The following is a 25281-nucleotide window of genomic DNA, read 5'->3' as shown; positions in this document are numbered from 1 at the left end:
TTACAAAGATTTTTTTTACAAATAAAAAAAGCATTGGATGTAAACCAATGCTTATCTAAATATATTAAAATGGAAGAATTATTTCTTCTTAGCACCTTTAGCATCTTTAGCTGCTTCTTGTTCTGCTTGACGCAACGCTCTTGTTACTTCAATAGATACAATAGGGTTTGAAGGGCTATTTAATATTTTATATTTTTTCTCTCCTAAATCTTTCACTTTGAATGATTTACCTACTTCCAATTCAGTAATATCTACTTCTATAAACTCAGGCATATCTTGAGGTAAAGCAGCAATACTTAATTTACGAAGTTTTGCAACCATTTTACCACCTTTCTGCACACCTACAGAGTTACCTACAAATTTTACAGGTATTTCCATACGAATTTCTTTGTCATTTCTTAATAACAAGAAGTCAGCATGTAATAAGATTTCGCTGGTTGGGTGAAATTCAGCATCTTGAAGAATTGCATCATATTCATCACCTTCAATATTTAATTTTACAAAGGCTGCTTCTGGTTTGTAAATCAAGTCTCTGAATAAAATCATTGGTGAATAGAAGTGAATTTGCTCTTTTCCTCCGTATAATACACAGGGAGCATTTCCTTCTAATCTAAGTTGCTTAGCCTCTGTTTTACCGAGATTTGCTCTTTTATACCCTATAATCTCTACTACTTTCATAAATATTGTTTTTAAAAGGTTTGAAAAAAATTTATTTTTTGGAGTGCAAAGGTCTAAAAAAATTTAGAATTATAAAAAAGATTTTGCATAATTTTTGATAAATTGCATTGCTGTTTTATCCTATTTCATTAATTCAATAGTAAAGTGTTATGAAGGAAAAAGAAACTCCTTTGATGAAACAATATAATTTGTTCAAAAAGAAATACCCAGGAGCATTGTTGTTGTTTAGAGTAGGCGATTTTTATGAAACTTTTGGAGAAGATGCTGTAAAAGCCAGTAAAATATTAGGAATAGTTCTTACTAAACGAAATAATGGAGGTACAAGCGAAACAGAATTAGCAGGTTTTCCACATCATTCCTTAGATACTTACTTACCCAAACTTGTAAAAGCAGGCGAAAGAGTCGCTATTTGCGACCAACTTGAAGACCCCAAATTAGCCAAAGGCTTAGTAAAAAGAGGTGTAACAGAGCTTGTTACACCTGGTGTTTCTTTCAACGATGCTGTTCTTGAAGTCAAAAGAAATAATTATCTCTGTGCTATTACACCTTACAAAGATATTTTTGGATTAGCATTTTTAGATATTTCAACGGGTGAATTTATGGTTTCGCAGGGTTCTAAAGAGTATGCTGATAAACTTTTGCAAAGCTTACATCCTTCCGAAATTTTATTTCCTAAACCTCAAAAACTACTTTTCAAAGAATTATTTGGTGAGGATTTTAACACTTTTTTTGTAGATGATTGGGTTTTTCAAACAGATTTTGCAGAAAACAAAATAAAAGAACACTTTAAAACACAAAGTACTAAAGGTTTTGGAGTAGAGCATTTGCCTATGGGAATTATCTCAGCAGGAGTTGTTTTACATTATCTTACAGAAACAGAACATCATCAGGTTAGCCATATTTCGCAGCTTACACGCCTCGAAGAAGAACGTTATGTGTGGTTAGATAAATTTACTATCAGAAATTTAGAGCTTCTTTTCCCACAACAAGAAAAAGGCGTTCCATTAGTAGATATTTTAGATCAAACTCAAACACCTATGGGTGGACGTTTGCTCAGACGCTGGATAGCATTGCCCCTCAAAGAAATCAATAAAATAGAAGAAAGATTAGATTTGGTTGAAGCTTTTGTTGCAAATATTGAACCTTTGGAGTTGATTCGAGAGATTTTAGGAACAATAGGAGATTTGGAACGTATGGTATCTAAAATTGCTTCAAAACGTATTAGTCCTAAAGAATTGGTTCTTTTTAAAAAAGCTCTTGCTCAGGTAGAGCCCATTAGAAAAGAGCTAAACAGCATGCTTTCAAATCTGCCTCAAAAAACTCAAAATATTCTACTGAAATTTATTCAGAATTTACAAGATAGTGAGCTTGTAGTAAATAAAATTCATTCTACACTCAAAGATGATGCTCCTCTTACTTCTAATCAAGGGAAAATGATTCAGAGAGGTATCAACAAAGAATTAGACGAACTTCATGAACTACTTAATTCAGGTAAAGAATATTTAGAAAAAATCACAGAAAGAGAAATTGAAAGAACAGGCATCAATAGCCTTAAAATACAATTTAACAAAGTTTTTGGTTATTACTTGGAGGTTTCTAATGCCAACAAACACAAAGTTCCGAGTGATTGGACTCGCAAACAAACACTTACCAACGCTGAAAGGTATATTACAGAAGAAGTCAAAATTTATGAGGAAAAAATCTTAACTGCAGAAGAAAAAATTTTTGGTATAGAACAGCTTTTGTTTCAAGAGCTTGTTGATTTTTGTGCTACACAAATTGCTATTGCTCAACAAAATGCAAAAGTATTAGCAGGTTTGGATGTGTTGGTATCTTTTGCAAAAATTAGTCATAAATTTAATTATGCTAGACCAGAAATTAATGATTCTGATATTTTGGACATCAAAGCTGGCAGGCATCCTGTAATAGAGCAACAGTTGCCTATTGGAGAAAGCTATATCCCTAACGATGTATTTTTAGATACTCATAATCAGCAAATTATTATCATTACAGGACCTAACATGGCTGGTAAATCTGCTTTATTACGCCAAACAGCTCTCATTGTTTTAATGACTCAAATTGGCTGTTTTGTTCCTGCCGAAAAAGCTACTATTGGTATTGTAGATAAGATTTTTACACGAGTTGGGGCATCTGATAATATTGCCAAAGGGGAATCTACTTTTATGGTAGAGATGACTGAAACAGCCAGTATCATGAACAATTTGAGTGGAAAAAGTTTGGTGCTGATGGATGAAATAGGCAGAGGTACAAGTACTTATGATGGAATTTCGATTGCATGGAGTATTTTGGAATTTTTACACAATCATCCTAAGTCAAAAGCAAAAACCTTATTTGCGACACATTATCATGAGCTTAATCAATTAGAGTATGATTTAGAAAGAGTCAAAAATTATAATGTTTCTGTTCAAGAAGAAAATAATAAAATTATTTTCTTACGTAAATTACAACCAGGAGGTAGTGAACACAGCTTTGGGATACATGTTGCACAGATGGCTGGTATGCCTTCAACCATTGTCCAGAGAGCCAATGAAGTTTTAAGTCATTTAGAAAAAGAAAAAATCCATGAAGAATTGGGTGAAAAGGTAAAAGAAATGCCTAAAAACACACAACAAGTTGGACAACTTACTCTTTTTGAATCATATAATCCAGAGCTTGAAAAACTAAAAAAGCATCTGAAACAAATAGATGTGAATACCCTTACACCTATCGAAGCCTTGATTAAACTCAATGAACTCAGAAAGATGATTTCATAGTATTCTTAAGATTCGTCCAAAGATTTATACAAATCCTGATACATTTCTTCAAAACGTTTGAGTACATTTTTCATAAAGCCTTCATTTGTGATGAGGGCTTCTACTTCTTGTTCCAAAAAATCCAATTCACTTATTTTATAAGTTTGCTCCAAATGGTGCTTCTCAAACTTTAAAATATACTTCTGATTCCACCAAAATAGCGTTATATCAAAAGATTCGTGTGGAATATTTCTAATCACCTTCATTTTTAGGTATTAATTTTTTAATAAATAAATAACATTTCAAAAATATTGTTTGTTTTTGTGGTATAACACCAAATAAAAAAATTTTTTTTATCAATTTGTGTAAATTTAGAAACATATTTTTCCATATTTGCGAAACCTTACTTGGTAAAAAGCTAAAAGTTATTAGTTTTGCACCCAATAGTTACTAAACCCAACATTAAATAAAAATTTTTATGAGTACAATGAAGAAAAAACCCAGTACTTTTCAAAACATTTTCGCAGGCTTAGCAATTTTGGTACTGTTTATAGTCGCAGTACTTATTTACAAGTATTTTCTTGGTGACCCAGGTAACTTTGAAATGAAAGATGGAGCCCCTCACCCTAAAAATATGTTCGGTACTATTTATTTAGGTGGTATGGTTGTGCCAGTGCTAATGACTTGTTTATTTATTGTAATTACATTCTCTATTGAAAGATTTATTACTATCATGATGGCATCTGGTTCAGGTTCTATCACTAATTTTGTTTATAAAGTTAAAGGTCTTTTGGCTGAAAATGATGTAAATGGAGCTTTGGAAGCTTGTGATAAGCAAAAAGGTTCTATCGGCAATGTTGTTCGTTCTGTTTTAGAGAAATACAAAGAAATGCTTACAGACAACACCAAAGATAAAGAGCAAAAAGTAGCTGCTATTACTAAAGAACAAGAGGATGCTACTGCTTTAGAGCTTCCTATGTTAGAGAAAAACTTAACAATTATAGCTACTCTTGCATCTGTTGCAACACTAATTGGTCTTTTAGGTACTGTATTGGGTATGATTAAGGCGTTCTCTTCTATGAGTGGTGGTGGTGCTGCTGCTGCTGCAAACCTTGCAGTTGGTATTTCTGAAGCCTTGATTAACACAGCTATTGGTATTGGTACTTCTGCTGTTGCTATCATTGCTTACAACTATTTCACAAGCAAAATTGATGAGCTTACTTATAATATTGATGAAGTAAGTTACAGTATTTTACAGAACTTTAATGCTCAAGTAAAATAGTTTTATGGTATAATCTTTGCTTTTTAATACATAAAGGCAAAGATTATATTAAAGTCATTCTATCCAAAACTCATCATTTTAATATAATATGGGAAAAATTAAAATACCCAGAAAAAACCCCACGTTGGATATGACTGCTATGTGTGATATGGCATTCTTGTTGCTGACTTTCTTTATTCTTACAGCACAGTTTAAGCCCGAATCGCCCATAGAAGTAGATGCCCCCTCATCTACATCCAACAAAGAGGAAACCGAAAAAGTAGTAAAAATTACTGTTGATACAAAAGGAACTGTTTTCTTTGGTATCAAAGAAGCAAAAAAAAGAAGAGAACTGCTTAATTTTGTAGCTCAACACTATCAATTGCTTGGCAAATTTGATGAAGCTGATTTCAAAGAGTTTGAAGGAAGAGAAAATTTTGGCGTTTCTATTCAAGATTTACCCAAAGTTCTTAAAAACAAAGCCCTTACCCCTGAAGCTTACAAAAAATTGAATGCAAGAATAGGTATTCCATTAGATTCTGCAAATAACCAATTAGGTACCTGGATTTTATATGCTAATAAGGTTTATGAAAAAGAGCGTATCGAAAGAAGAGGGAATATGACAGAAAAACAAAAACAAATTGTAGCTAAGACTTCATCAGCAGGAATGAGCAAAGAAGACAAAGACTTTTGGGAAAAAGAACAAAACAATAATTTGAAAGTAGTTTTGTTTGGTGATGGAAAAGCTGATTATGCTGTCGTAAAAAAAGTTTTAGATGTATTACAAGAGCGTAAAGTTTATCGTGTGCATTTGATAACAAACCTAAAAGATGGTGGTGCTGGTGGTGAAACAAAAAAAGAAGAAACTAAAAAATAGTTTTAAACTCAAAAATATTGTAAAACAATGGCAGATATAGACACCTCATCGGGTGGTGGTAAGAAAAAAGGTCCAAAGAAAGTCTCAACCAAAGTAGATATGACGCCAATGGTAGATTTGGCATTCTTATTGATTACTTTCTTTATGCTTACCACCACCTTCAATACCCCCAAAATTATGCAGGTACTGATGCCTGATAAAACAGAGAAAGACCCTAAGAAAAGAGATGAGGCTGAAGGCAGATGTTCTGTAATTTTGTTAGGTGATGAAAAAAATACACTTTATTGGTATCAGGTAATTAAGGGGCAAGACCCAGAGTTACAGCAATTACCTTATAGTAGCAGTGCGATTAGAGAGTTTTTGATGAAAAAGAAGAGAGAAGCTGTTAGTTATGGTAGTTGTAACAATCAGTTTACTGTCGTTTTAAAATTCAAGGATAAAGCTTCTTATAAAAATATGGTAGATTTACTTGATGAGATGTCTATTGTGCAGGTTTCTCGTTATGGTATCCAAGATTTGGAAGACAACGACATAAAATTGATTGATGCTTATAAAGGTGTTGCTGCAAAGAAGTAATTTTCTTTTTGATTAAGTTTCTTTCACTCTAAATTATATAACTATGGCTGAAATTAATTCATCAAATCAACAAGAAGGAAGCAAAAAGAGAGCTTCTAAGAAAGTATCTACAAAAGTAGATATGACACCAATGGTAGATTTGGCATTCTTATTGATTACATTCTTTATGCTGACCACTACTTTCAATACGCCTAAAATTATGCAGGTCATTATGCCTAATAAGGAATCCTCACAAGGAGGTGATGATGATTGTACTTTAGTTCTTTTAGGTGGTAAAAATGACAAATTGTATTGGTATCAGTCGGCGAATGTAAGTAAGGCAAGCCTCCAAACGTTGGATGCAAGCCCAGAAAAGATAAGAGAATTTTTAATTCAGAAGAAAAAAGAAACTTTAGTAAAAGAAGATTGCTATAAGCAGTTTACAGTAGTAGTTAAATTTAAAGACGATGCTTCATTCAAAAATGTAGTGGATATTTTAGATGAAATGAATATTGTGGGAGTTTCTCGATATGGCATACAAGATATAACGAAAGAGGAAATTCAGCTTATCGAAGCTCATAATTTACAAGCATCTAAATAAATTTCACACTATAACTCAAAAAAAAATTATGGACTTACAAGGTTTTTGTTACACTGCCCACGAAGGATTCGAGGGTAGAAACCAAGAATACGGAGCATACGTACTTCGTAGAAAATATACTCGTATCGTTACTTTTGTATTGATTGCTGTTATTATATCTAGTAGCTTGATTTTTTCTTATCCTATTATTAAAAGGCTTATTGAAAAAAATAATGAAGAAAAAATTGCTAAAACCAATCCAGAAGACGAAATACAAGAAGCACTTTTAGAACTTCCTCCAGAAGAACCTAAAGAAGAGCAAAAAAAGGCTGAAGTAGTCATTGAAGTTCCTCCCCCTCCCGAAGTTGACCAAACTAAATTCACAGTTATCGAAATTAAAGAAGAGAAAGTAGATAAACCTATTGTTGAAAACAAAGAAATAGAAGAAAAAGAAACTGCTGTTTCAACAGAAACCAAAGAAGGTGAAGCTTCTCCTGAGAAACCAGAGGAAGTTATCAAAGTTGAAAAACCTGGAGAAAACAAAGAAGCGGGAACAGGCGAAGATGAAAACAAAACTTTCCAAGAGTTTGAGGTTGCTCAAAATGCTGAATACGAAGGTGGTATCAATGCATTCAGAAAAGAATTGCAAAAGAAAATAAGCTATCCTTCTTTAGCAAAAAGAAAAGAAACTCAAGGTAATGTTGTAGTTCAATTCACTATTGATAGAGATGGTTCTCTTACAGACATCAAAGTTTTAAGAGATATTGGAGATGGTTGTGGTGATGAAGCCGTAAAAGCTTTGAAACAAATGAGTACCAGATGGGCTCCAGCCAAAAATGCTCAAGGAAAACCCGTAAAAGTAAGAAAGTCTATTCCAGTATCTTTCAAATTGGATAAATAGAGTCTTAAACTCAATACTTAACCTGCTAAACAAGTTTAGCAGGTTTTTTTATGTTTTTTTTGTAGCCCAAAAGATTTTCTATAACTTATAAGCCTAATTAATTGAACCTATGTCTCAAAAACGTTCTAACATCAACAAAGCTATTTATCCTGTTCGGATTATAGGTTATTTACTTGCCATACTGAGTATTATTTTTCACCAATATTACATTTGGAATTCAATTTCTACAACAGCATGGGTAATTATTGGTATTTTTCTTGTATATCCTCATATGGCTCTTATTCTTAGTAACAAAGCCAAAGACCACCGAGAAGCAGAGTTTTGGGTATTGGGCATTGATTTATTTTGGATAGGTTGGATAGGCTACTTGTTGGATTTTAATTTAATGAGTGCTTTACCTTTTTTATTGGCTAATTCAGCAACAGCTTATTCAGTTGGAGGAATTAAAGCTTTTGTAAGAGCTTGGGGTTTGTGGCTCTTGGCAAATCTGATTATTTTGGTATTTTTTCCATTGCCACAAAAAATCATGTTGATGTCAGCAGACAATGTTTGGGCATTTATTCCATCTGTTATCTATTTATTTGCTGCAACACATTATGTCGCCTTTATATCCTTTCATAGAGGAGTTTCGATACTCAAAGTAAAAAAGCAGTTAGAAGAGCAAAATATTGAACTCAAAGAGCAAAAAGAAGAATTGCTTGTGATGAATGAAGAAATTAAGCAACAAAATGAGGAAATCGTATCTCAGAGAGACCATATTGATGAGCAGAATAAAATTTTAGAAAATAAGAATTTCATTATTGAAAGAACTAATCAAGAAATCACATCAAGTATTAATTATGCGAAAAGAATACAACATGCTATTCTCCCTGAAATAGAAACTATTAAAAGCTTTTTTCCAGAAAGCTTTGTACTTTATAAGCCACGAGATATTGTTAGTGGAGATTTTTATTGGTTTACCTCTAAAAACTATAAGATTATTATCGCTGCTGTTGATTGTACAGGACATGGCATCCCTGGTGCTCTGATGAGTATGATAGGTAATGAAATTTTAAATGATATTATTAAATCAAGGAATATTACAGAACCAGATAAAATATTGTATCAGCTCCGAAAAGGCATTATTCATACTTTACGTCAAGAGGAAAGTAATAATCAGGATGGTATGGATGTAGCCATTTGTACTGTTGATAATTTTCCTGATTCTTATAAAGAGCATTTAGGAGAAGCTAAATTGGAGTATGCTGGTGCTGGTATTTCATTATTATATATGCAGAATGATATTCTTAATCAAATAAAAGGTGATAGAATTATTATTGGAGGTTTAAAGACTTATGATAGTGAACAAAGTTTTCAAAAACATTCCATTTCTTTAACAATACCTACAACTATTTATCTTTCTTCAGATGGTTATACTGACCAATTTGGAGGAAGTGAAAAAAAGAAATTTAGTAGCAAACGTTTCAAGGAATTATTACAAAAAATTCACCCTTTAAGCATGGAAAAGCAACAACATTATCTCAAGCAAACTATTGAGAATTGGATGCTTGAAGGAGATGAAAAACAGTTGGATGATATTACAGTACTGGGAATAAGATTAAGCTAAAAATTATTTTAGCTTAATTCTTTGCCCTACTTTCAAAATTGTGTTAGTAGTCAAACCATTCATTTTAGCCAAATACAATGCATTTGTACCATATCTTCGAGCTATACTGTTGAGCGTTTCTCCTGCTTTTACAGTATGGAAATAATCTTTTTTAACAACTGTGCCAATATGCCTAAAATGATGAGGTGTTAAATCAAAGAATTTTGTTCGTACAAATGGTATTTCAGATTTAGGGTTTACTTCTAAAACAAATAAGGGGTTAAAAACATTTCCTGCATACATTAATTCTAAATGCAGGTGAGGTCCTGTGCTCCACCCTGTTGAGCCTCCCAAACCCAAAAGTTCTCCTGCCCTCACCACTTGCCCTACTTGTACGCTTAGTTTACTCATGTGAGCGTAGAGCGTTTCTAAACCGTTGGAGTGTCGCACCACCACATGATATCCGTAACCACTTCCAGCTGTAGCTATCCTAACAATACCATCAAAAATGGTATAAATGGGTGTCCCCATTCTGAGATTCAAATCTATACCTGGATGCATACGTCCCCAACGAGGTCCAAAATGAGATGTAAGTAGGATATCGTCCAAAGGTTTTGCCCATAATTGACTTCTTACTTCATCATATAGCATTAAGTGTACTGTATCTTTAGATGGGTTTTTTCTGTAAGGATTGATATACTCAGAACTCCAAACAGAATAATAGTCAGCAGCTTTTACCCAAACACAATCTATTTTTAAGTATTCTGATACTTGTACAACTGAACTGATGGATGTATCTATTTCTGCAATCCGTTCAGCAGGTAAATTAGGGATTCTAAAAGGATCAAAAGGTACAGCTTCTTTTTTCAGTGTATCTTCAGGTTTTTCCTGTTTTGTTGTATCAGGTTTTACTATTTTTTTCTTAGTTGTATCCTTTTTTACAGGAGGATTATTTCTAATTTTCAGATTATTTTTTTTGTGTTTAGGCTCTTGTCCTTGGGCATAAACATTTACTAACGAAAAAAATATCAACAATATAACTATAAAACGCATCATCAAAATAAGTTATAGGCAATGAGTCCGCCAGACACATAGCACAGTGGTTTCATAAAAATACAAAAGGCAAAAATAAGGATTTCTTTTTAGATAGAGTCTTTAATTTATGAGTTTTTCTATTTTTTCAAGAGTTCTTCATATTTTTGAATGACCTTCATCAGACCTGTTAGTGTTTGTGTATCAATTTTTTCAGCCTTGATAAAAGCTTCCAAATCTGATTTTTTATCAAGAAAAATATTGAGTATATCTTTCTTTTTAGCTTTGGTGATATGTGTTATTCCATTTGGTAATACAATTACAAACGAGTTATCTTCTACCAAAACATCATTTTCTATATTGGGCATATAGCCTTCTGTACCAGAAACAGATTGTTTTTGTCTTCTGTGATGCCTGTAATAGAGTTTTACTTGATTTTCATAAATAATTTGAACATACCCATAATTTATTTTAGGTATATTATTTAACCATCTGAAGTTATATTCTACATTTTTATCTACAATAATAAATCGCTCTACTTGTCCTTCTTGTATTATAATCTCTTTCTTTTGAGCATCTTTTACATGCAATGCATCTTTATATACATTATAACGCATTGTTTTCTTTTCTTTGGTTTGTCCATACATCAGATACCCTTCTTGCCAGTCTGTTAGATATACACTTCCTACTATTTCCGACCTATTTACCCCAGAACTCATGTTTTGGTTTGCACCTGTTGGGTCTAAAATATCCATAATCAGTTTTTGAGCCATTCCTGTTTGTAAAGATAAGCTCACCCATAAAATCAAACAGATTGTTTTCATAACATTGAAATATTTATTTTTGGACTAAGAATGGTAAATTTTAAGAGAAATTTTGAAAAAAACAATTCTTTTAAACACAAAGTCTTCATTGAGGTTACTTAAATACAACTTTTGTAATTTTTTTAGAATTGATGTAATATTTCCAACATTTTCCTATCTTTGTAGTCATAAACACAAACTCAAAATACGGTCATGGTAGCTGAAACCTTAGAACGCAACGAATTATTAGATGAAATTGCTAAATCTGTAAAAGATTTTGCTAAAATCAATATCCTTCCAAAAGTAATGGACTGGGATGAAAGCCAAGAATTTCCTGTGGATGTATTCAAAAAATTAGGTGAAATGGGTTTGATGGGTATGCTTGTACCCACAGAATATCAAGGAGCTGGCTTAGGATACAAAGAATATGTAACAGCTATTGTTGAGCTATCCAAAGCAGACCCTTCTATTGGGCTTTCTATGGCAGCTCATAATTCTTTATGTACCAATCATATCTTAATGTTTGGAAATGAAGAACAAAAGCAACGCTATTTACCTAAACTTGCTACTGCCGAATGGATTGGAGCTTGGGGGCTTACTGAACCCAATACTGGTTCCGATGCAAGCAATATGCGTACAGTTGCTGTTCAAGATGGTGATTATTATATCATCAACGGTTCTAAAAATTTTATTACACATGGCAAAACAGGAAATGTTGCTGTTGTTATGACTCGTACAGGCGAACCTCGTACTTCTAACAATTCCACAGCATTCATTATTGAAAAAGGTACACCTGGTTTTTCTGCTGGTAAGAAGGAAAATAAATTGGGTATGAGAGCTTCTGAAACTACTGAACTTGTTTTTGATAATGTTCGTGTACACAAAAGCCAGATTTTAGGTAATATAGGTGATGGGTTTCATCAAGCCATGAAAATATTAGATGGTGGTCGTATTTCGATTGCTGCATTGTCTTTGGGTATTGCAGTAGGAGCTTATGAAGCAGCTTTACAATATGCAAAAGAACGTGAACAATTTGGGCAATCTATTTCTAAATTTCAGTCTATTGCTTTTAAATTAGCTGAAATGGCAACTGAAATAGAAGCTTCTAGACTTTTGATTTTTCACTCTGCGGAGTTAAAAGACAAAGGTTTACCTGTTACACAAGCCTCTGCTATGGCAAAATATTATGCTTCTGAAGCCTGTGTAAAAATAGCTAATGAAGCTGTACAGATTTTTGGTGGTTATGGTTATACTAAAGATTTCCCTGTGGAGAAATTTTACAGAGATTCTAAACTTTGTACCATTGGTGAAGGTACTACCGAAATTCAGAAATTAGTAATTTCAAGAAATATCCTAAAATAACAAAGAAGGCAGGTAAATTACCTGCCTTCTTTGTTATTTAAAATTATAACGAACGCCTACTCCTACTTGTGGGATAACCCAAGGTTGTGGAATAATTTCTAAATAAATTCTTGTATCCAAAAATACTGCTATTTCTGGAATATCGTTGGGTATCCATTCTATTCCCAATACTCCATCAGGTCCTATGCCAATGCCTGAAACATCATCATCATAAAAGCCATCTTTATCTTTATCTTTCAAATAGCTTAATGTTCGCAACTGTCCCCCTAATCCAACATACCAAGATAGCTCTTTTGTTTTAGAAAAAGGTTTCTGCCATAGATAATCCCCCATAATTACTATACCACCTTGTTTATAATAATAATCTCCATAATATCTATATCTACCATTATACCTTCCATTATTATATCTTCCATAGCCATACATATATCCATAACTCCCTACATTCAGTTCAAAAGCATTTCTACCTCCTTTCAAATATTTTTTGAAAGAAACAGCCAAAGGGTCTCCAAATCGCAAACCCAAGCTCATATCTTGAGCAAAAGCATTCCATGAAAAAAGTGTAAAAACAATTGTTATTAAGCTTTTTTTGTACATCATTTTAAATTTTAGTAAACAATAGTTCCTATACGTAACTATGATTATAATGTTGTTTTTTCAGAGAAATAATTTATTTTTTATGTATATTTGTAAATATTTACACCCTTCAACTATTAAAAATAATGAAAAATAAAGTTGTAGTTATTACTGGTGGCTCTTCGGGAATAGGCAAAGCATGTGCAGAAATATTTGGATTAGAAGGAGCTAAAATAGTTATTACAGGAAGAAAAGAAAAACCTTTACAAGAGACCATTAAATATCTGACTGAAAAAGGTATTGAGTGTTTGGGTATTATTGCAAATTCTGATATTGAAGCTGATAATGCTAATCTAATTTCAGATACTGTTCGCAATTTTGGAAGAATTGATGTTCTTATCAATAATGCAGGGATTTCTATGCGAGCTCTTTTTGAAGAATGTGAAATTTCTGTAATTAGACAACTGATGGAAACAAACTTTTTTGGAACAGTCTATGCTACTAAATTTGCTCTCCCTCATATTATTGCTACCAAAGGCTCTATTGTAGGGATTTCTTCAATTGCAGGCTATCGTGGTTTACCTGCAAGAAGTGGTTACTCTGCTTCAAAATTTGCTATGAATGGTTTTTTAGAAGCTTTACGTACAGAAATGATTCCTAAAGGTGTTCATGTACTTACAGCCGCTCCTGGTTTTACCTCTTCTAATATTAGAAATACAGCTCTTTCCAAAGATGGAACATCACAAGGTGAATCTCCAAGAGATGAACAAAAAATGATGAGTGCAGAAGAAGTCGCAAAACATATTTTACACGCTGTAAAAAAACGTAAACCCGAATTGGTGCTTACAGGACAAGGAAAGCTTACTGTATTTTTGAACAAATGGCTTCCTAAGAAAGTTATTGATAAATTGGTGTTCAATAGTTTGGCTAAAGAGAACGATTCCCCTTTGAAAAAAGTTAATTAAATAGTCATGAATAGTGTTTCATGAAGCATTGAACAAGTTTGACTCTTCATGAATTTCATAGATTATCTAAGTATATCCATACAACTCTTTTTAATTACCTAATACTCATTACTAATATCTCTATACTTCTTTATGATAGATGTAATAAGACTTTTACCTGATTCCTTGGCAAACCAGATTGCTGCTGGCGAAGTGGTGCAACGCCCTGCTTCTGTGGTAAAAGAATTGCTTGAAAATGCTATTGATGCTCAGGCTACCCACATACAACTTATTGTAAAAGATTCAGGAAAAACGCTTATCCAAGTAGTTGATGATGGGACAGGAATGTCCGAAACGGATGCAAGGATGAGTTTTGAGCGTCATGCTACTTCTAAAATTAAAGAGCAAGAAGATTTATTTAAAATTATGACCATGGGCTTTCGTGGTGAAGCTCTTGCTTCTATTGCAGCTGTTGCTCAGATTGAGCTAAAGACACGCCGAAATGTTGATAACTTAGGTATTCAGATTCGTATTGAAGCTTCAGAGTTAAAATCTAACGAAAAAATTGCCTGCCCTAAAGGAACTTCTATTGCTGTTAAAAATTTATTTTTTAATGTTCCTGCTCGCAGAAACTTCTTAAAGTCCAATCCTATTGAAATGAAACACATTTTAGATGAGTTTCAAAGGGTTGCATTGGCTTTTCCAGAGGTAAGTTTTAGCTTATTTCATAACGAAACAGAAATATACAACCTACCAAAAGGCAAATTAGCCCAAAGAATTATTAATATTTTTGGAAAAAATTATAGAGAATGGCTTATTCCTTGTCAAGAAGAGATTCCACTTGTGAAGGTAAAAGGCTATATTGGCAAACCTGAAGCAGCTAAAAAAACACGAGGCGAACAGTTTTTCTTTGTCAATAATCGTTATATCAAACATGGTTATTTGCATCATGCCATCATGACAGCCTTCCAAGAAGTTTTGCCTAAAGATGGTTTTCCATTTTATGTAATATTTTTGGAAATAGAACCTCAGCACATTGATATCAATGTGCATCCAACAAAAACAGAAATTAAATTTGATGATGAAAAAAGTGTGTATGCTATTGTAAATGCTTCTGTAAGAAAGGCTTTGGGTTCGCATCACATGGGGTTAGATTTTGAATCCAAAAGTTTTGATTTTAAAATAGAAGATATTGCTTCGGAGAAATATAATTCTTTTACTTTTACACCCAAAACAAACTTTGAGCCTTCTCAAGAAAATAATTATACAGGTTATCAGAAAACACCACGAGAACGCTCTAATTTAAACAATTGGGAAACTATATTTTCAGGTTTACAAAATAAAACGGTTTCTTCCTTTGAGAAAGAATCTAACCATTTGTTTCAAGAAGAAACACCTCAAAATATTTCTAAAAACGAACCTGAAAGTATTGAAGGTAAAACGTTCCAACTTCATCAACGCTATATCGTAACACAAGTAAAAGCTGGTTTGATGATTATAGACCAACATTTAGCTCATCAAAGAATTTTGTATGATAAATATTTAAACCTATTGCAAAATCATGGAAATGGACGAGTTTCACAACAATTATTGTTTCCTGTAAAAATAGAGTTTAGCCCAGCAGATTTTGCTCTGCTTGCTGAAGTAGAAACTGAAATTAGAAACTTGGGGTTTGTATTTGATATTTTGGATAATAGTATTTTGCTTAAAGGCTCTCCTTCAGGAATGCCTCATGAACAAGAAAAAGAAGTTTTAGAAAACTTTTTGGAGCAACTCAAAAACTCCACTTCAGAGCTTAAAAACCATAGCCACGAAAAAATTGCTCGACTGATGGCATCTCGCTCAGCGATGCGTTATGGAACAAGGCTTTCTATTCAAGAAATTCAAACACTTTTGGCTCAACTTTTTTCTTCATCTAATCCCAATTATAGCCCCAATGGAGACCCTACTATGGTAGTCATGGATATGCTTCAGATTGGTCAATGGTTTTTTAGTGAATAAGATATGGTTTTTACTGACCAAATGGGCAGAGAAGTAATTTTGCCTCATACTCCTCAACGTATTGTATCTTTAGTCCCTTCACAAACAGAATTGTTATTCGATTTAAGTTTAAAAACCAAAGTTGTTGGTATAACGAAGTTTTGTATTCACCCAAAAGATGACGTAAAACTTATTCCTAAAATTGGAGGTACAAAAAAATTTGATTTTGAAATAATTGAAACTTTAAAACCTGATTTAATTATTGGTAATAAAGAAGAAAACTATCAGGAAGGTATAGAATCTTTGGCAAAAAAGTATCCTGTTTGGATGAGTGATATTTATACATTGGAAGACTCTTTGAGCATGATTCGAATATTGGGCAAAGTGCTTGATATTCAAACAAAAGCCAATGAAATGGCTCAAAATATAGCCGTTATGTTTCAAGAACTACCTTTGGTACAAAACAGCCCAAAAGTAGCTTATTTTATTTGGCGGAAGCCTTGGATGATAGCTACTACCAATACCTTTATAGACCATATTTTACAGAAAATAGGCTTTCAGAATGTATTTAATGATTTAGAACGTTATCCTGAAATTACACTGGAACAGCTTCAAGAAAAGAACCCTCAATATATATTTTTATCCTCTGAGCCTTACCCTTTTAAAGAAAAACGCATCAAAGAATTACAAAGTATTTTCCCCAATTCCAAAATTGTGTTGGTAGATGGGGAAATGTTTTCGTGGTATGGCAGCCGTTTGCTGAAAAGTGTAGAGTATTTTAAGGAGTTAGTAGTTACTTTGTAACCACTATATATTTTTCATCAGATTGTAAAGTTGTGAAAATTCCTATCCCACCCTCTACACCTGAAAGAATAGGAGCTGGTTGAGCGAATGGGTTGCCTGCTGCATCTCGGGCATCTTCTACACTTCTGATATAGTTATAGAATTGCTTTTCGATATGGAAAAATAGAATTTGGAGAGAGTCGTTATTTTTGAAGCGATACGCTGTACCAATACTGATTTCGCCATTGGTTGCTGTAATGCCTCTATAAATAAAATCCAGTTGGTTGCTGAAATTTTCTTTTTCCTTTTTATTGATAATAAAACGATAAAAATCTCCAGAAGGTGATATAGGATGACGCATCAGTACGAGAGCCTCAGCAGAATCTTCTTTAATTTCTTTGTCTTTGTCTTCAAATTCCCATGTAATTTCATTGATAGGAAGTTTTTCCAAGAAACTTGTTTTTCCCGTAATTTTTCGCCCTTTAGAATCTCTTATTTCTAAGAAAAACTCTCCTTGTGGCTCTGTAGGAATGATTTCATCTGTTGTATAATTATAAACTTTTCCAAAAGCAGAATCAGCTTCTGGTCTATAAGGAATATTATAAACCTTATTACCATTGGTAATTTTTACAGTAGCGTTGGGAACATCTGGAGGCAATATACTTGAACTCAAAAACTCTTGAGATTCAGTAAGAAGCAATCTGATTGGTTTACCACGCTCCAAATAACACTCTACTACTAATTTTTTATCATATTTGGGCAAATTGAGGTCTATATCTCTTTCTAAACCACAACTTACCATAAGAAAAACAAGCAATATGCTTACAAATAAAAATGATATACGTTTCATAGTTTAAAATCTAAAATTGTAGGTAAGAGTTGGAATAATTGGAAACAAAGCCAATTGTCTAGCTCTGTAATTAGTCGTAAAATTGATGTCTGCACCTTCAGTGACAGGTTCATAATAAATAATAAACGCATTTCTACGACTATACACATTATAAACACTGAATGTCAAATCAGATTCACCCCAACGAGGTTTAAATTTGCGAATAATATTGAAGTCTGCTCTGTGATAAGAAGGCATCTGATAATTATTTCTCAAGCCAAAATCGTTTCCTAAAGTAAAATCCGAACCATTGACACCTTGTACTCCGAATCTGCCTTGTTGGAGTGTTACCCAGCTATTATTACCTAATACCCAATTGAATGCAAAAGTCCATTTGTCGTTGAGTTGATACATGAGTACCAAAGAAATATCGTGTCTTCTATCATAACGAGGATAAAATGCTTTTCCGAAATTGATAGGTCCGTTGCCATTGGAAGAATCTGCAAATTGACGTTTCGTCCAAGAAAGTGTATAACCAACCCAACCAGTTAGTTTGCCAGCTTTTTTTTCTATATATAACTCAACACCATAACTCCAACCTTTTCCAAATACAAATTCTGCATCCAGATTATCATTTGCAAACAACTGAGCACCATCTTTAAAATCAATTTGATTTTTCATGGTTTTGTAATAAGCCTCAGCTGTAAATAAAAACGTATTTTCTTTTAATAAATGGCTTATCCCTGCTGCCACTTGTCTTGAGCGTTGTGGACGCACTACATCATTAGAAGGATACCAAATATCCGTAGGTAGTGTAGCACCTGAGTTAGAAAGTAAATGTACATATTGATACATTTGTGAAAAACTAGTCTTCAAAGATGTTCTTTCATTGAGTTTGTATCGAACAGCTGTTCTTGGCTCTAAACCTGTATAAAATTTGTTTCTACCCAAAAATCCTGAACCTCTGAGACCTACGTTTAGACGCCATTGCTCATCAATTTTAATATCATCATTGGCATACACACCCATTTCCGTACCTTCAAAACCATTACCAGAATTGAAATTTACACGATTATCATCACTTGCAAATCGGATACGAGCTACATCAAATTTATGGTGAGTGAGTTGTGAGCCAAAACGAATATGATGTTTTTCACTATGTAAGTAATCAAAATCTGTTTTAAAACTATAATCTTTGACAGCAGAGCCAATATTAAAAATAAAAGAACTGAATCTATTTCTAATTTTATACTGATAATCAGAATAAATGAGTGTTGTATTTAAAAATAGTTTAGGATTGAACACATGATTCCAACGAGCTGTGGCCGTGGTATTTCCCCAGTCAAAATCAAAATTAAAATTACCTCCTGTACCTGCAAACTGAAATACATCTCGTCCAAAATAACCACTTACAAAAAGTCTATCTTTAGGACTTATTTCATAGTTTGCTTTAACATTCAAGTCATAGAAATAGTAATCAGGAATGGGATTGTAATCTTTTTTACCTTCGTTGGCTTTATTGATTTGCCTTGTGATAAGGTCAAAATAAGTTCTTCTACCAGATACTATGAATGAAGATTTACCTTTTTGGATAGGTCCTTCAAGGGTCAGTCTTGATGCTATAAGTCCAATTCCTCCTGCACCAGAGAATTTATTTTTATTTCCTTCTTTCATTTTGATGTCCAAAACAGAAGACAAGCGTCCTCCATATTGAGCAGGAAAATCGCCTTTGTAGAGTTCTACATTTTTGATGGCATCAGAATTGAAGATACTAAAGAAACCAAACAAATGTGAGGCATTATACACAGTTGCTTCATCTAAAAGAACTAAATTTTGGTCTGGGCCACCTCCTCGTACATACAAGCCTGCTGAAGCCTCAGAACCAGATTTTACCCCTGGTTTTAATTGTAAAACTTTAATTAAATCAGTTTCTCCAAAAATAACAGGAATAGTTTTGATTTCTCGGTATTCGAGTTTATCCACACTCATCTGCGTTTTTTCCACAGCATCTTTAAATTTATCTTCATCTATCACCTCTATTCCTTCAATTTGTTCTTGTCCTTTATCCACACTCATCATAATATTGATTTGCAGATTTTTATCTAAAACTATTTTTTTAGAATAATCCAAAAATCCACTATATGAAGCTCTTAAGATTAGTGTATCTGTTGTTGCTGGTACTTCGATGGCAAAATAACCATAGCTATTGGTTGTAGTTCCTACTTTTGTTTTGCTTTCCCAAACAGAAGCTCCAATGAGGTCTTCACCATTGGCAATGTCTTTTACATAGCCACTAATGGTATATTTTTGTTGAGCCTGAAGTTGAAAAAAGGAAATGATAAAAAGGATAGTTGAAAAAAATAGTTTCATAGTTGGTTGGAATAGTTTTTATATCTGAAAAACGCTCTGATATATTTTTTGTTTTAGTTTTGATTTTACTTTTTTATGAAGTTTATAAATAGCTCACTTTTAGCTCTTGGGGGAATAGAATTATAACATTCTTCAAAGGTTTTAAATTCAAAGTAAGGTTCAAAATACAAGATATATTCCTGTGTATTACCACCAAATGGAGGGTTGATTTCAAAGTTTTTATTGAATAATAAGCCTACTAATTTACCTTGTTTTTTCAGAATTTGAGCCATTTTTAAAGCATAGTGGGGTCTTAGGGTTGGGTTGATGGCACAAAAAAATGTTTGTTCTAAGACCAAGTCATACTCTTCTTGATGTTCAAAAAAATCCTCACAAATAATTTTAATATGGGAATTTTCTTTAAACTTTTCTTGTAAGTTTTTTACCAACACTTCCGAAATATCAAGTAGTGTAATATTGGTAAAACCTTTAGCTAATAAATACTCCGCTTCATAAGCATTTCCACAACCAGGAATTAAAATTTTGATGTTTTTATCTGTGAGTTGGTTGATATAATTGGCTAATGGAGTAGCCGAATTACCTATATCCCAACCTGTTTCGTTGCTGAGGTATCGGTTACTCCAATATTGTCCATCTAAAATAATATTTTCCATCATTTTATTTATACATCAATGTTTCCATTTTTTTATCAGCATTGATATAGCCTCTGTACATTCCTTCGCTATTGAATGGCATAGCAATATTACCTTTTGCATCTAAGACAATTACACCACCTATTCCTCCTAATTTCCCAACAAAATCAATGGTTTGTTGAGCTGCTTCTTCTACTGAAAGTCCTTTCATTTGCATGAGGGCATTGATACGAAATGCTACAACTGAACGGATAAAATATTCTCCATGACCTGTTGCTGAAACGCCACAACCATTGTTATCGGCATAAGTACCAGCTCCAATGATAGGAGCATCTCCTACTCTACCATAACGTTTGTTCATCATGCCACCCGTAGATGTACCTGCAGCAATATTTCCATATTGGTCTAATGCCACACAACCAACTGTACCGTATTTTCGGTCAGGATTGGTATCTTCCCACTCACTTTTTGTATTTTTATCTTTATTTTCTTTTTCCTTCTTCTTTACCTTATCCAATTGTTTTTTTCTTTTTTCAACAATAAAATAATCTGGCGAAACCATTTCGAGTCCTTTAGACTTTGCAAAAATTTCTGCTCCTTTACCCACAAGCATCACATGTTCAGATTGTTGCATCACAGCTTTGGCTGCACTGATAGGACTTTTTATTTTGTTTACACCTGCCACAGCACCAGCTTCCAATGTTTTTCCATTCATAATGGAGGCATCTAATTCGGGTTGCCCTTGATTGTTTAGTACACAACCCCTACCTGCATTGAAAAGAGGTGATTCTTCCATAACTTGAATAGCTTTTTCGACAGCCTCAAGGCTTGTTCCACCTTTTTCGAGTACTGCATAGCCTATTTTGAGAGCTTCTTCGAGGGCTTGAGTATAAGCTTTTTCTTGTTCGGGTGTCATTTCAGATTTACGAATTGTACCTGCTCCACCATGAATTACAATCACAGGGCGAACTTTTTGTTGAGCAAATATCTCTACGCTCCAAAAAGTGAGTAGCATTAAAACAAATACTTTTTTCATATTATTTAAGTTGTTTAGTAAGTTTTAGGGTTTTATCACTTCATAGATGGCTTTTAGTGGGAAATGGTCAGAATATGACATTTTTCTATCTGTTTCAAAGTAATGAATTTTTAATTTTTCATTAAAAAACTGATTATCAATTCTTAAAAAAAACATTTTACCATTATATGAAAAGTCAAAACCACTACCTGCTTTCTCAAAAGCATTTGATAATATATTTTTAAAACTTGTGTAAGTATAACTATAAGGTGTATCGTTGAAATCGCCACAAACAATAACAGGATAAGGACTTTTCTTGATATGTTCAATTAACAAGTCTGCTTGTTTGGCTCGTTTCTGAAACCCCTTTTTCATTCGTTCAAAAACATTGTCATAAGTTTCTTTAAACTCTTCATAGCTTTCGTTATCAAACATTTTGCTTTCATCTAAACTAATAGATTGAAAATGAACATTATAAACCCTTACAATATCATTCTTAATTTTAATATCTGCAAAATGGCTTTTGTTTTTACTCTTAGGAAATATAATTTCACCTGAATTGATGATAGGATATTTAGAAAAAATTGCTAACCCGAAATAATTATGACGTTTTTTTAGTTTTGGAGTAGTGATATAGTAATATTTTTTATCTTGATTGATTCGAGCTATTGTGTTGAAAACCTTTGAGTTATCCTCACAGAAAAACTCTTGAAGGCATTTAATATCGCTACTATCTTCAACAACCTGTCTAATTAGGTTTTTTGCATTGATGCTGTCTTTACCTTGTAAGTGATTATAAACATTAAAAACCTTTACATTATAGCTCATTACACTAAAGTAGCCCTTTTTTTTAGCTTTAGAACTTGTAAAACTAAAATTGATAGAACTTTTTAAATATGAAAAACCTATTAGAATAACAATAAGTGATATAAAAAGTTTAGGAGATTTTTTTAGAAACCAATGAAAGAAAAAGATGAAGTTGGTAATAATGAGTAAAGGAACAAGTAAAGCAAAAAAACCAGCCCACCCATAATTTGCAGGTGAGATGGTTGTACAAAAATATGCTATCAGCGTTATAAGGGCTACAATACTATTCCCTATGAGCCTTTTTCGTCCTTTTACCAAAACAATCTATAATTATTTGTTATTACCTAGCTTTTGATGCCAAAGGAAAACGCATTTTGTAGTCAGCATCTGTAATTCCTTTACTGATATTTGCAAGTTTCCCTTTCAATAATCGTTTTTTTAGTGGAGAAAGATAATCTACAAATAATTTTCCTTCAATATGGTCATATTCATGTTGGATAATTCTTGCAGCCATTCCATCATAGGTTTCTTCTTGTAATTTCCAATCTATATCATAATAACGAATAGTAAGTGTTTCTTTTCTACTTACATTTTCTCTGATACCTGGAATACTCAAACAACCCTCTTCCATTGTCCAAGGTTTACCTTTTTCCTCTAAAATCATTGGATTGATAAACGCTTTTTTGAATGTTTTTAGTATAGGTTCCTCTTCTTCTTCGAGTTGTGTACCATCTACAATGAACAAACGAATACCTTTTCCAATTTGGGGAGCAGCAAGTCCTATACCATGAGCTTCATACATGGTTTCAAACATATCGTCTATTAAACTTTTTAAGTCTGTGCCAATTTCTATATCCTTAGCTACTTGTTTAAGTACAGGGTCTCCGTAGGCTACAATAGGTAAAATCATATCAATTATTAATTATCTGGAACAAAATCACTTGTCCTCTCTTTTAAAATTTATTAAATATCCCAAACACTTGGGTTGTTGGCTCTTCTAAGATAACGTCTGATATTCATGATAAATGCCAGAGCCAAATAGATAACAATGGGCGAACCAAAGGTCAGAAAAGTTGTGTAAATAAAAAACAGACGTATATTAGAGATTGCCATACCCATTTTTTCTCCTAAACGGGTACAAACTCCAAATGCATGAAACTCCAAAAAAGATTTAAACTTTTCCATCTTAAAAAATATCTTCAACCAACTGTTTTTTTTAGTTTTGTAAAAAACAAAATATATGCCCAAATGTACAAAATTTTTATAAAAAAAAATCAAAAAACTTTATCAAACCTCTATTATTTAATATTTTCCCTAATTTTATTTGCTTGTAATGGCTCAAAGCAATTTGAAAAAATTGCTAAAAAGCAACAAATAGAAATAAATCCCTCTCCTTTGGAAGTACATGGTGGAGAGGTCCATTTCAATATTAAATTTTTGTTGCCCACTGAAATGCTACAAAAAGATGCTCAATATGAAGCAAAAATTTTCTTTACAAATGCTCAGAACACCAAAGGAACAGAAAGTTTTATAGCAGAAGTAGGTTCAATTACTTTCAATGCCAACAATTACTTATCTAAAAAGAAAACCCCTCTCAAAGAACAAGACTTTGCTTTTTTATATGAGCATAATAAAAGTAATGGTGATATTGTTGTAAAAACCACCCAAATCAAAGGGAAAAAGAAATTTGAAACACCTTATTTCTTTATCAATAAAGGGATTATACAAACATCTATGTTATTTAAGGATGTTTGGCAAGAGAGTGTATTTTTAGAAATCCCTAAAAATGAAGCTTTTAATTTCAAAGATTACACCATCAATTTCTTTTTTGAACAAAGTGATGCAGTGTTACAAAAAGAACAATTAAATAATTATGAGGAGTTTTTTTTGAAAATCATCAAAAATCAAGAGCCTTTGCTCATAGAATCAGCTTTTTCGTTAGAAGGTTCAGAAAAAAACAATCAGGTTTTGGCTAATAACAGAGCAGAAGCACTCAAAAAGCATTTGGCAGAGTTAGCAAAAAATCACAAGCTTCCTTTTCCTCAAATAAAACAGCAGATTTCCAATTTAAAAACCCATTTTCAAGAACTTGTACAAGAAAGTAATTTAGCCTCTACAGACACAGAAACTATTTTTAACATCATACAAAACACAAAATTAGATTCTTTAGACGCAAAATTAAGCAATTATCCTTTTTATCAAGAAATCAGAAAAAAGGTATATCCTAAGTTGAGATATGCAAGAATTCAGTTAAGAGATAAAAATAGTTCTATTAAACAATCTACGCTTGAAGAACAAATCCATTTTTATGAGCAAAATATCAAAATCAATAACAGTTCTGTATCTCATCATAATCTAGGTAAAATACAGTTTGAATTGGCTCAAAAAGAATTGAATTCAGAAAAACAAAACAAATTATTTCAATTAGCTCTTTATCATACTGTTATTGCAAATCAAATAGATGCAAGAGCAGAAACTTTTTATCAGGAAGTTTTACTTTATACTCTAACAAAGCAGTCTCAAAAAGCTGAAGAATCCTTAAATAAAGCTATTAAAATGCAATTGAAGCATGAAGGTCTATATGCTTTAAAAGGACTTGATTTGGCTAAAAAAGCAAAAAGTTATCGAGATAAAAAATATAAAGAGTCGATTAAGTACTTCTCTGAAGCAGGAAACCACAATAACATATTGTTTAACAAGGCTTTAGCATACTTACTTATACATGAGTATGACAAAGCTGAGGGAATTTTTAATACCCTTATTGAAAACAACTATGATAAGCAACTCGTTAATTACTGTGTGGCAATTATTGAAGCTAGAAAAGGCAATGAAGAGAAGTGTATTGAAGCTTTGGGGAAAATCATACAAATACCTGAGTGGAAAAATAAGGTGAAAAATGACTTAGAATTTCATAATTTCAAAAAATCATCTCGTTTTCAAAGTCTTTTTAATTAATTA

Annotated in this window: 24 protein-coding genes; 12 read left to right on the top strand and 12 right to left on the bottom strand. The window is 32.7% G+C overall.

The features are described 5' to 3' along the window. Positions 1-78 precede the first annotated feature (78 nt). On the bottom strand, positions 79-678 hold the full coding sequence (locus AD998_03735; GenBank protein KOY85381.1) for a 50S ribosomal protein L25: 600 nt from the start codon (positions 676-678) through the stop codon (positions 79-81). 149 nt (positions 679-827) lie between these two features. Between AD998_03735 and AD998_03730 the strand changes: the two genes are divergently transcribed. Then, the gene (locus tag AD998_03730) at positions 828-3452 is read left to right on the top strand and encodes a DNA mismatch repair protein MutS (GenBank protein ID KOY85380.1); all 2625 of its coding nucleotides are present in this window, start codon (positions 828-830) and stop codon (positions 3450-3452) included. Positions 3453-3457: 5 nt separating this feature from the next. On the opposite strand, the gene AD998_03725 is transcribed toward AD998_03730, so the two are convergent. Continuing rightward, positions 3458-3697: a hypothetical protein gene (locus AD998_03725; protein ID KOY85379.1), complete on the bottom strand. Its 240-nt coding sequence runs from the start codon at positions 3695-3697 to the stop codon at positions 3458-3460. A gap of 212 nt (positions 3698-3909) precedes the next feature. On the opposite strand from AD998_03725, the gene AD998_03720 reads away from it, so the two are divergent. The 6 genes from AD998_03720 to AD998_03695 all read left to right on the top strand — a co-directional run bounded on the left by AD998_03720 (position 3910) and on the right by AD998_03695 (position 9211). After that, entirely contained in the window at positions 3910-4713 is an 804-nt protein-coding gene (locus AD998_03720) for a flagellar motor protein MotA (protein KOY85378.1), read from the top strand. Positions 4714-4801: 88 nt separating this feature from the next. Continuing rightward, complete coding sequence (locus tag AD998_03715; protein ID KOY85377.1) at positions 4802-5569, top strand: hypothetical protein; 768 nt, start codon at positions 4802-4804, stop codon at positions 5567-5569. A 27-nt stretch (positions 5570-5596) separates the two neighbouring features. Beyond that, positions 5597-6145, top strand: a complete 549-nt coding sequence (locus AD998_03710; GenBank protein ID KOY85376.1) for a hypothetical protein — start codon at positions 5597-5599, stop codon at positions 6143-6145. Between the two features lie 43 nt (positions 6146-6188). Beyond that, positions 6189-6725, top strand: a complete 537-nt coding sequence (locus AD998_03705; GenBank protein KOY85375.1) for a hypothetical protein — start codon at positions 6189-6191, stop codon at positions 6723-6725. A 28-nt stretch (positions 6726-6753) separates the two neighbouring features. Next, positions 6754-7605 (top strand): hypothetical protein, encoded by an 852-nt coding sequence (locus AD998_03700; protein KOY85374.1) that lies wholly within the window; start codon positions 6754-6756, stop codon positions 7603-7605. Between the two features lie 109 nt (positions 7606-7714). Continuing rightward, positions 7715-9211, top strand: coding sequence for a hypothetical protein (locus AD998_03695; protein ID KOY85373.1), 1497 nt, complete (start codon positions 7715-7717; stop codon positions 9209-9211). A 3-nt stretch (positions 9212-9214) separates the two neighbouring features. On the opposite strand, the gene AD998_03690 is transcribed toward AD998_03695, so the two are convergent. Both AD998_03690 and AD998_03685 read right to left on the bottom strand, forming a co-directional pair. Next, on the bottom strand, positions 9215-10246 hold the full coding sequence (locus tag AD998_03690) for a hypothetical protein (protein ID KOY85372.1): 1032 nt from the start codon (positions 10244-10246) through the stop codon (positions 9215-9217). Positions 10247-10362: 116 nt separating this feature from the next. Next, positions 10363-11046, bottom strand: coding sequence for a hypothetical protein (locus AD998_03685; GenBank protein KOY85371.1), 684 nt, complete (start codon positions 11044-11046; stop codon positions 10363-10365). A gap of 192 nt (positions 11047-11238) precedes the next feature. On the opposite strand from AD998_03685, the gene AD998_03680 reads away from it, so the two are divergent. After that, positions 11239-12387: an acyl-CoA dehydrogenase gene (locus AD998_03680; protein KOY85370.1), complete on the top strand. Its 1149-nt coding sequence runs from the start codon at positions 11239-11241 to the stop codon at positions 12385-12387. Between the two features lie 33 nt (positions 12388-12420). On the opposite strand, the gene AD998_03675 is transcribed toward AD998_03680, so the two are convergent. Then, positions 12421-12984, bottom strand: a complete 564-nt coding sequence (locus AD998_03675) for a hypothetical protein (GenBank protein KOY85369.1) — start codon at positions 12982-12984, stop codon at positions 12421-12423. A gap of 125 nt (positions 12985-13109) precedes the next feature. Between AD998_03675 and AD998_03670 the strand changes: the two genes are divergently transcribed. From AD998_03670 to AD998_03660, 3 genes are all read left to right on the top strand, one after another. Further along, positions 13110-13928: a short-chain dehydrogenase gene (locus AD998_03670; protein ID KOY85368.1), complete on the top strand. Its 819-nt coding sequence runs from the start codon at positions 13110-13112 to the stop codon at positions 13926-13928. 132 nt (positions 13929-14060) lie between these two features. Continuing rightward, entirely contained in the window at positions 14061-15908 is a 1848-nt protein-coding gene (locus tag AD998_03665) for a DNA mismatch repair protein MutL (protein ID KOY85367.1), read from the top strand. Positions 15909-15911: 3 nt separating this feature from the next. Continuing rightward, positions 15912-16691 carry an iron ABC transporter gene (locus AD998_03660; GenBank protein KOY85366.1) on the top strand — a complete coding sequence of 260 codons (780 nt, stop codon included), beginning with the start codon at positions 15912-15914 and terminating at the stop codon, positions 16689-16691. Here the strand turns inward: AD998_03660 and AD998_03655 are convergent. The 7 genes from AD998_03655 to AD998_03625 all read right to left on the bottom strand — a co-directional run bounded on the left by AD998_03655 (position 16681) and on the right by AD998_03625 (position 23508). Then, entirely contained in the window at positions 16681-17520 is an 840-nt protein-coding gene (locus AD998_03655; protein KOY85365.1) for a hypothetical protein, read from the bottom strand. The two genes, AD998_03660 and AD998_03655, sit on opposite strands and share 11 nt — an antisense overlap. 3 nt (positions 17521-17523) lie before the next feature. Beyond that, the gene (locus AD998_03650; GenBank protein ID KOY85364.1) at positions 17524-19869 is read right to left on the bottom strand and encodes a TonB-dependent receptor; all 2346 of its coding nucleotides are present in this window, start codon (positions 19867-19869) and stop codon (positions 17524-17526) included. A gap of 65 nt (positions 19870-19934) precedes the next feature. Further along, complete coding sequence (locus tag AD998_03645) at positions 19935-20522, bottom strand: SAM-dependent methyltransferase (protein ID KOY88039.1); 588 nt, start codon at positions 20520-20522, stop codon at positions 19935-19937. Between the two features lie 4 nt (positions 20523-20526). Continuing rightward, positions 20527-21516 (bottom strand): isoaspartyl peptidase, encoded by a 990-nt coding sequence (locus tag AD998_03640; GenBank protein ID KOY88038.1) that lies wholly within the window; start codon positions 21514-21516, stop codon positions 20527-20529. Positions 21517-21561: 45 nt separating this feature from the next. Further along, positions 21562-22641 carry a hypothetical protein gene (locus AD998_03635; protein KOY85363.1) on the bottom strand — a complete coding sequence of 360 codons (1080 nt, stop codon included), beginning with the start codon at positions 22639-22641 and terminating at the stop codon, positions 21562-21564. 22 nt (positions 22642-22663) lie between these two features. Beyond that, a complete protein-coding gene (locus tag AD998_03630; protein KOY85362.1) occupies positions 22664-23233 on the bottom strand; it encodes a peptide deformylase in 570 nt (189 codons plus the stop codon). A 53-nt stretch (positions 23234-23286) separates the two neighbouring features. Then, positions 23287-23508 (bottom strand): PspC family transcriptional regulator, encoded by a 222-nt coding sequence (locus AD998_03625; protein KOY85361.1) that lies wholly within the window; start codon positions 23506-23508, stop codon positions 23287-23289. On the opposite strand from AD998_03625, the gene AD998_03620 reads away from it, so the two are divergent. Beyond that, the gene (locus tag AD998_03620; protein KOY85360.1) at positions 23476-25278 is read left to right on the top strand and encodes a hypothetical protein; all 1803 of its coding nucleotides are present in this window, start codon (positions 23476-23478) and stop codon (positions 25276-25278) included. The genes AD998_03625 and AD998_03620 overlap by 33 nt on opposite strands. The last annotated feature ends 3 nt before the right edge of the window (positions 25279-25281 follow it).

Source organism: bacterium 336/3 (assembly GCA_001281695.1).
Classification (GTDB): Bacteria; Bacteroidota; Bacteroidia; order Cytophagales; family Thermonemataceae; genus Raineya.
This window is presented reverse-complemented; position numbering and strand designations above follow the sequence as displayed.

Bases quoted from the DNA above. Each gene is read 5' to 3' on its own strand.
- AD998_03735 (KOY85381.1), bottom strand. From the start codon at position 678: ATGAAAGTAGTAGAGATTATAGGGTATAAAAGAGCAAATCTCGGTAAA.
- AD998_03730 (KOY85380.1), top strand. From the start codon at position 828: ATGAAGGAAAAAGAAACTCCTTTGATGAAACAATATAATTTGTTCAAA.
- AD998_03725 (KOY85379.1), bottom strand. From the start codon at position 3,697: ATGAAGGTGATTAGAAATATTCCACACGAATCTTTTGATATAACGCTA.
- AD998_03720 (KOY85378.1), top strand. From the start codon at position 3,910: ATGAGTACAATGAAGAAAAAACCCAGTACTTTTCAAAACATTTTCGCA.
- AD998_03715 (KOY85377.1), top strand. From the start codon at position 4,802: ATGGGAAAAATTAAAATACCCAGAAAAAACCCCACGTTGGATATGACT.
- AD998_03710 (KOY85376.1), top strand. From the start codon at position 5,597: ATGGCAGATATAGACACCTCATCGGGTGGTGGTAAGAAAAAAGGTCCA.
- AD998_03705 (KOY85375.1), top strand. From the start codon at position 6,189: ATGGCTGAAATTAATTCATCAAATCAACAAGAAGGAAGCAAAAAGAGA.
- AD998_03700 (KOY85374.1), top strand. From the start codon at position 6,754: ATGGACTTACAAGGTTTTTGTTACACTGCCCACGAAGGATTCGAGGGT.
- AD998_03695 (KOY85373.1), top strand. From the start codon at position 7,715: ATGTCTCAAAAACGTTCTAACATCAACAAAGCTATTTATCCTGTTCGG.
- AD998_03690 (KOY85372.1), bottom strand. From the start codon at position 10,246: ATGATGCGTTTTATAGTTATATTGTTGATATTTTTTTCGTTAGTAAAT.
- AD998_03685 (KOY85371.1), bottom strand. From the start codon at position 11,046: ATGAAAACAATCTGTTTGATTTTATGGGTGAGCTTATCTTTACAAACA.
- AD998_03680 (KOY85370.1), top strand. From the start codon at position 11,239: ATGGTAGCTGAAACCTTAGAACGCAACGAATTATTAGATGAAATTGCT.
- AD998_03675 (KOY85369.1), bottom strand. From the start codon at position 12,984: ATGTACAAAAAAAGCTTAATAACAATTGTTTTTACACTTTTTTCATGG.
- AD998_03670 (KOY85368.1), top strand. From the start codon at position 13,110: ATGAAAAATAAAGTTGTAGTTATTACTGGTGGCTCTTCGGGAATAGGC.
- AD998_03665 (KOY85367.1), top strand. From the start codon at position 14,061: ATGATAGATGTAATAAGACTTTTACCTGATTCCTTGGCAAACCAGATT.
- AD998_03660 (KOY85366.1), top strand. From the start codon at position 15,912: ATGGTTTTTACTGACCAAATGGGCAGAGAAGTAATTTTGCCTCATACT.
- AD998_03655 (KOY85365.1), bottom strand. From the start codon at position 17,520: ATGAAACGTATATCATTTTTATTTGTAAGCATATTGCTTGTTTTTCTT.
- AD998_03650 (KOY85364.1), bottom strand. From the start codon at position 19,869: ATGAAACTATTTTTTTCAACTATCCTTTTTATCATTTCCTTTTTTCAA.
- AD998_03645 (KOY88039.1), bottom strand. From the start codon at position 20,522: ATGGAAAATATTATTTTAGATGGACAATATTGGAGTAACCGATACCTC.
- AD998_03640 (KOY88038.1), bottom strand. From the start codon at position 21,516: ATGCTACTCACTTTTTGGAGCGTAGAGATATTTGCTCAACAAAAAGTT.
- AD998_03630 (KOY85362.1), bottom strand. From the start codon at position 23,233: ATGATTTTACCTATTGTAGCCTACGGAGACCCTGTACTTAAACAAGTA.
- AD998_03620 (KOY85360.1), top strand. From the start codon at position 23,476: ATGAAACTCCAAAAAAGATTTAAACTTTTCCATCTTAAAAAATATCTT.
- AD998_03625 (KOY85361.1), bottom strand. From the start codon at position 23,508: ATGGAAAAGTTTAAATCTTTTTTGGAGTTTCATGCATTTGGAGTTTGT.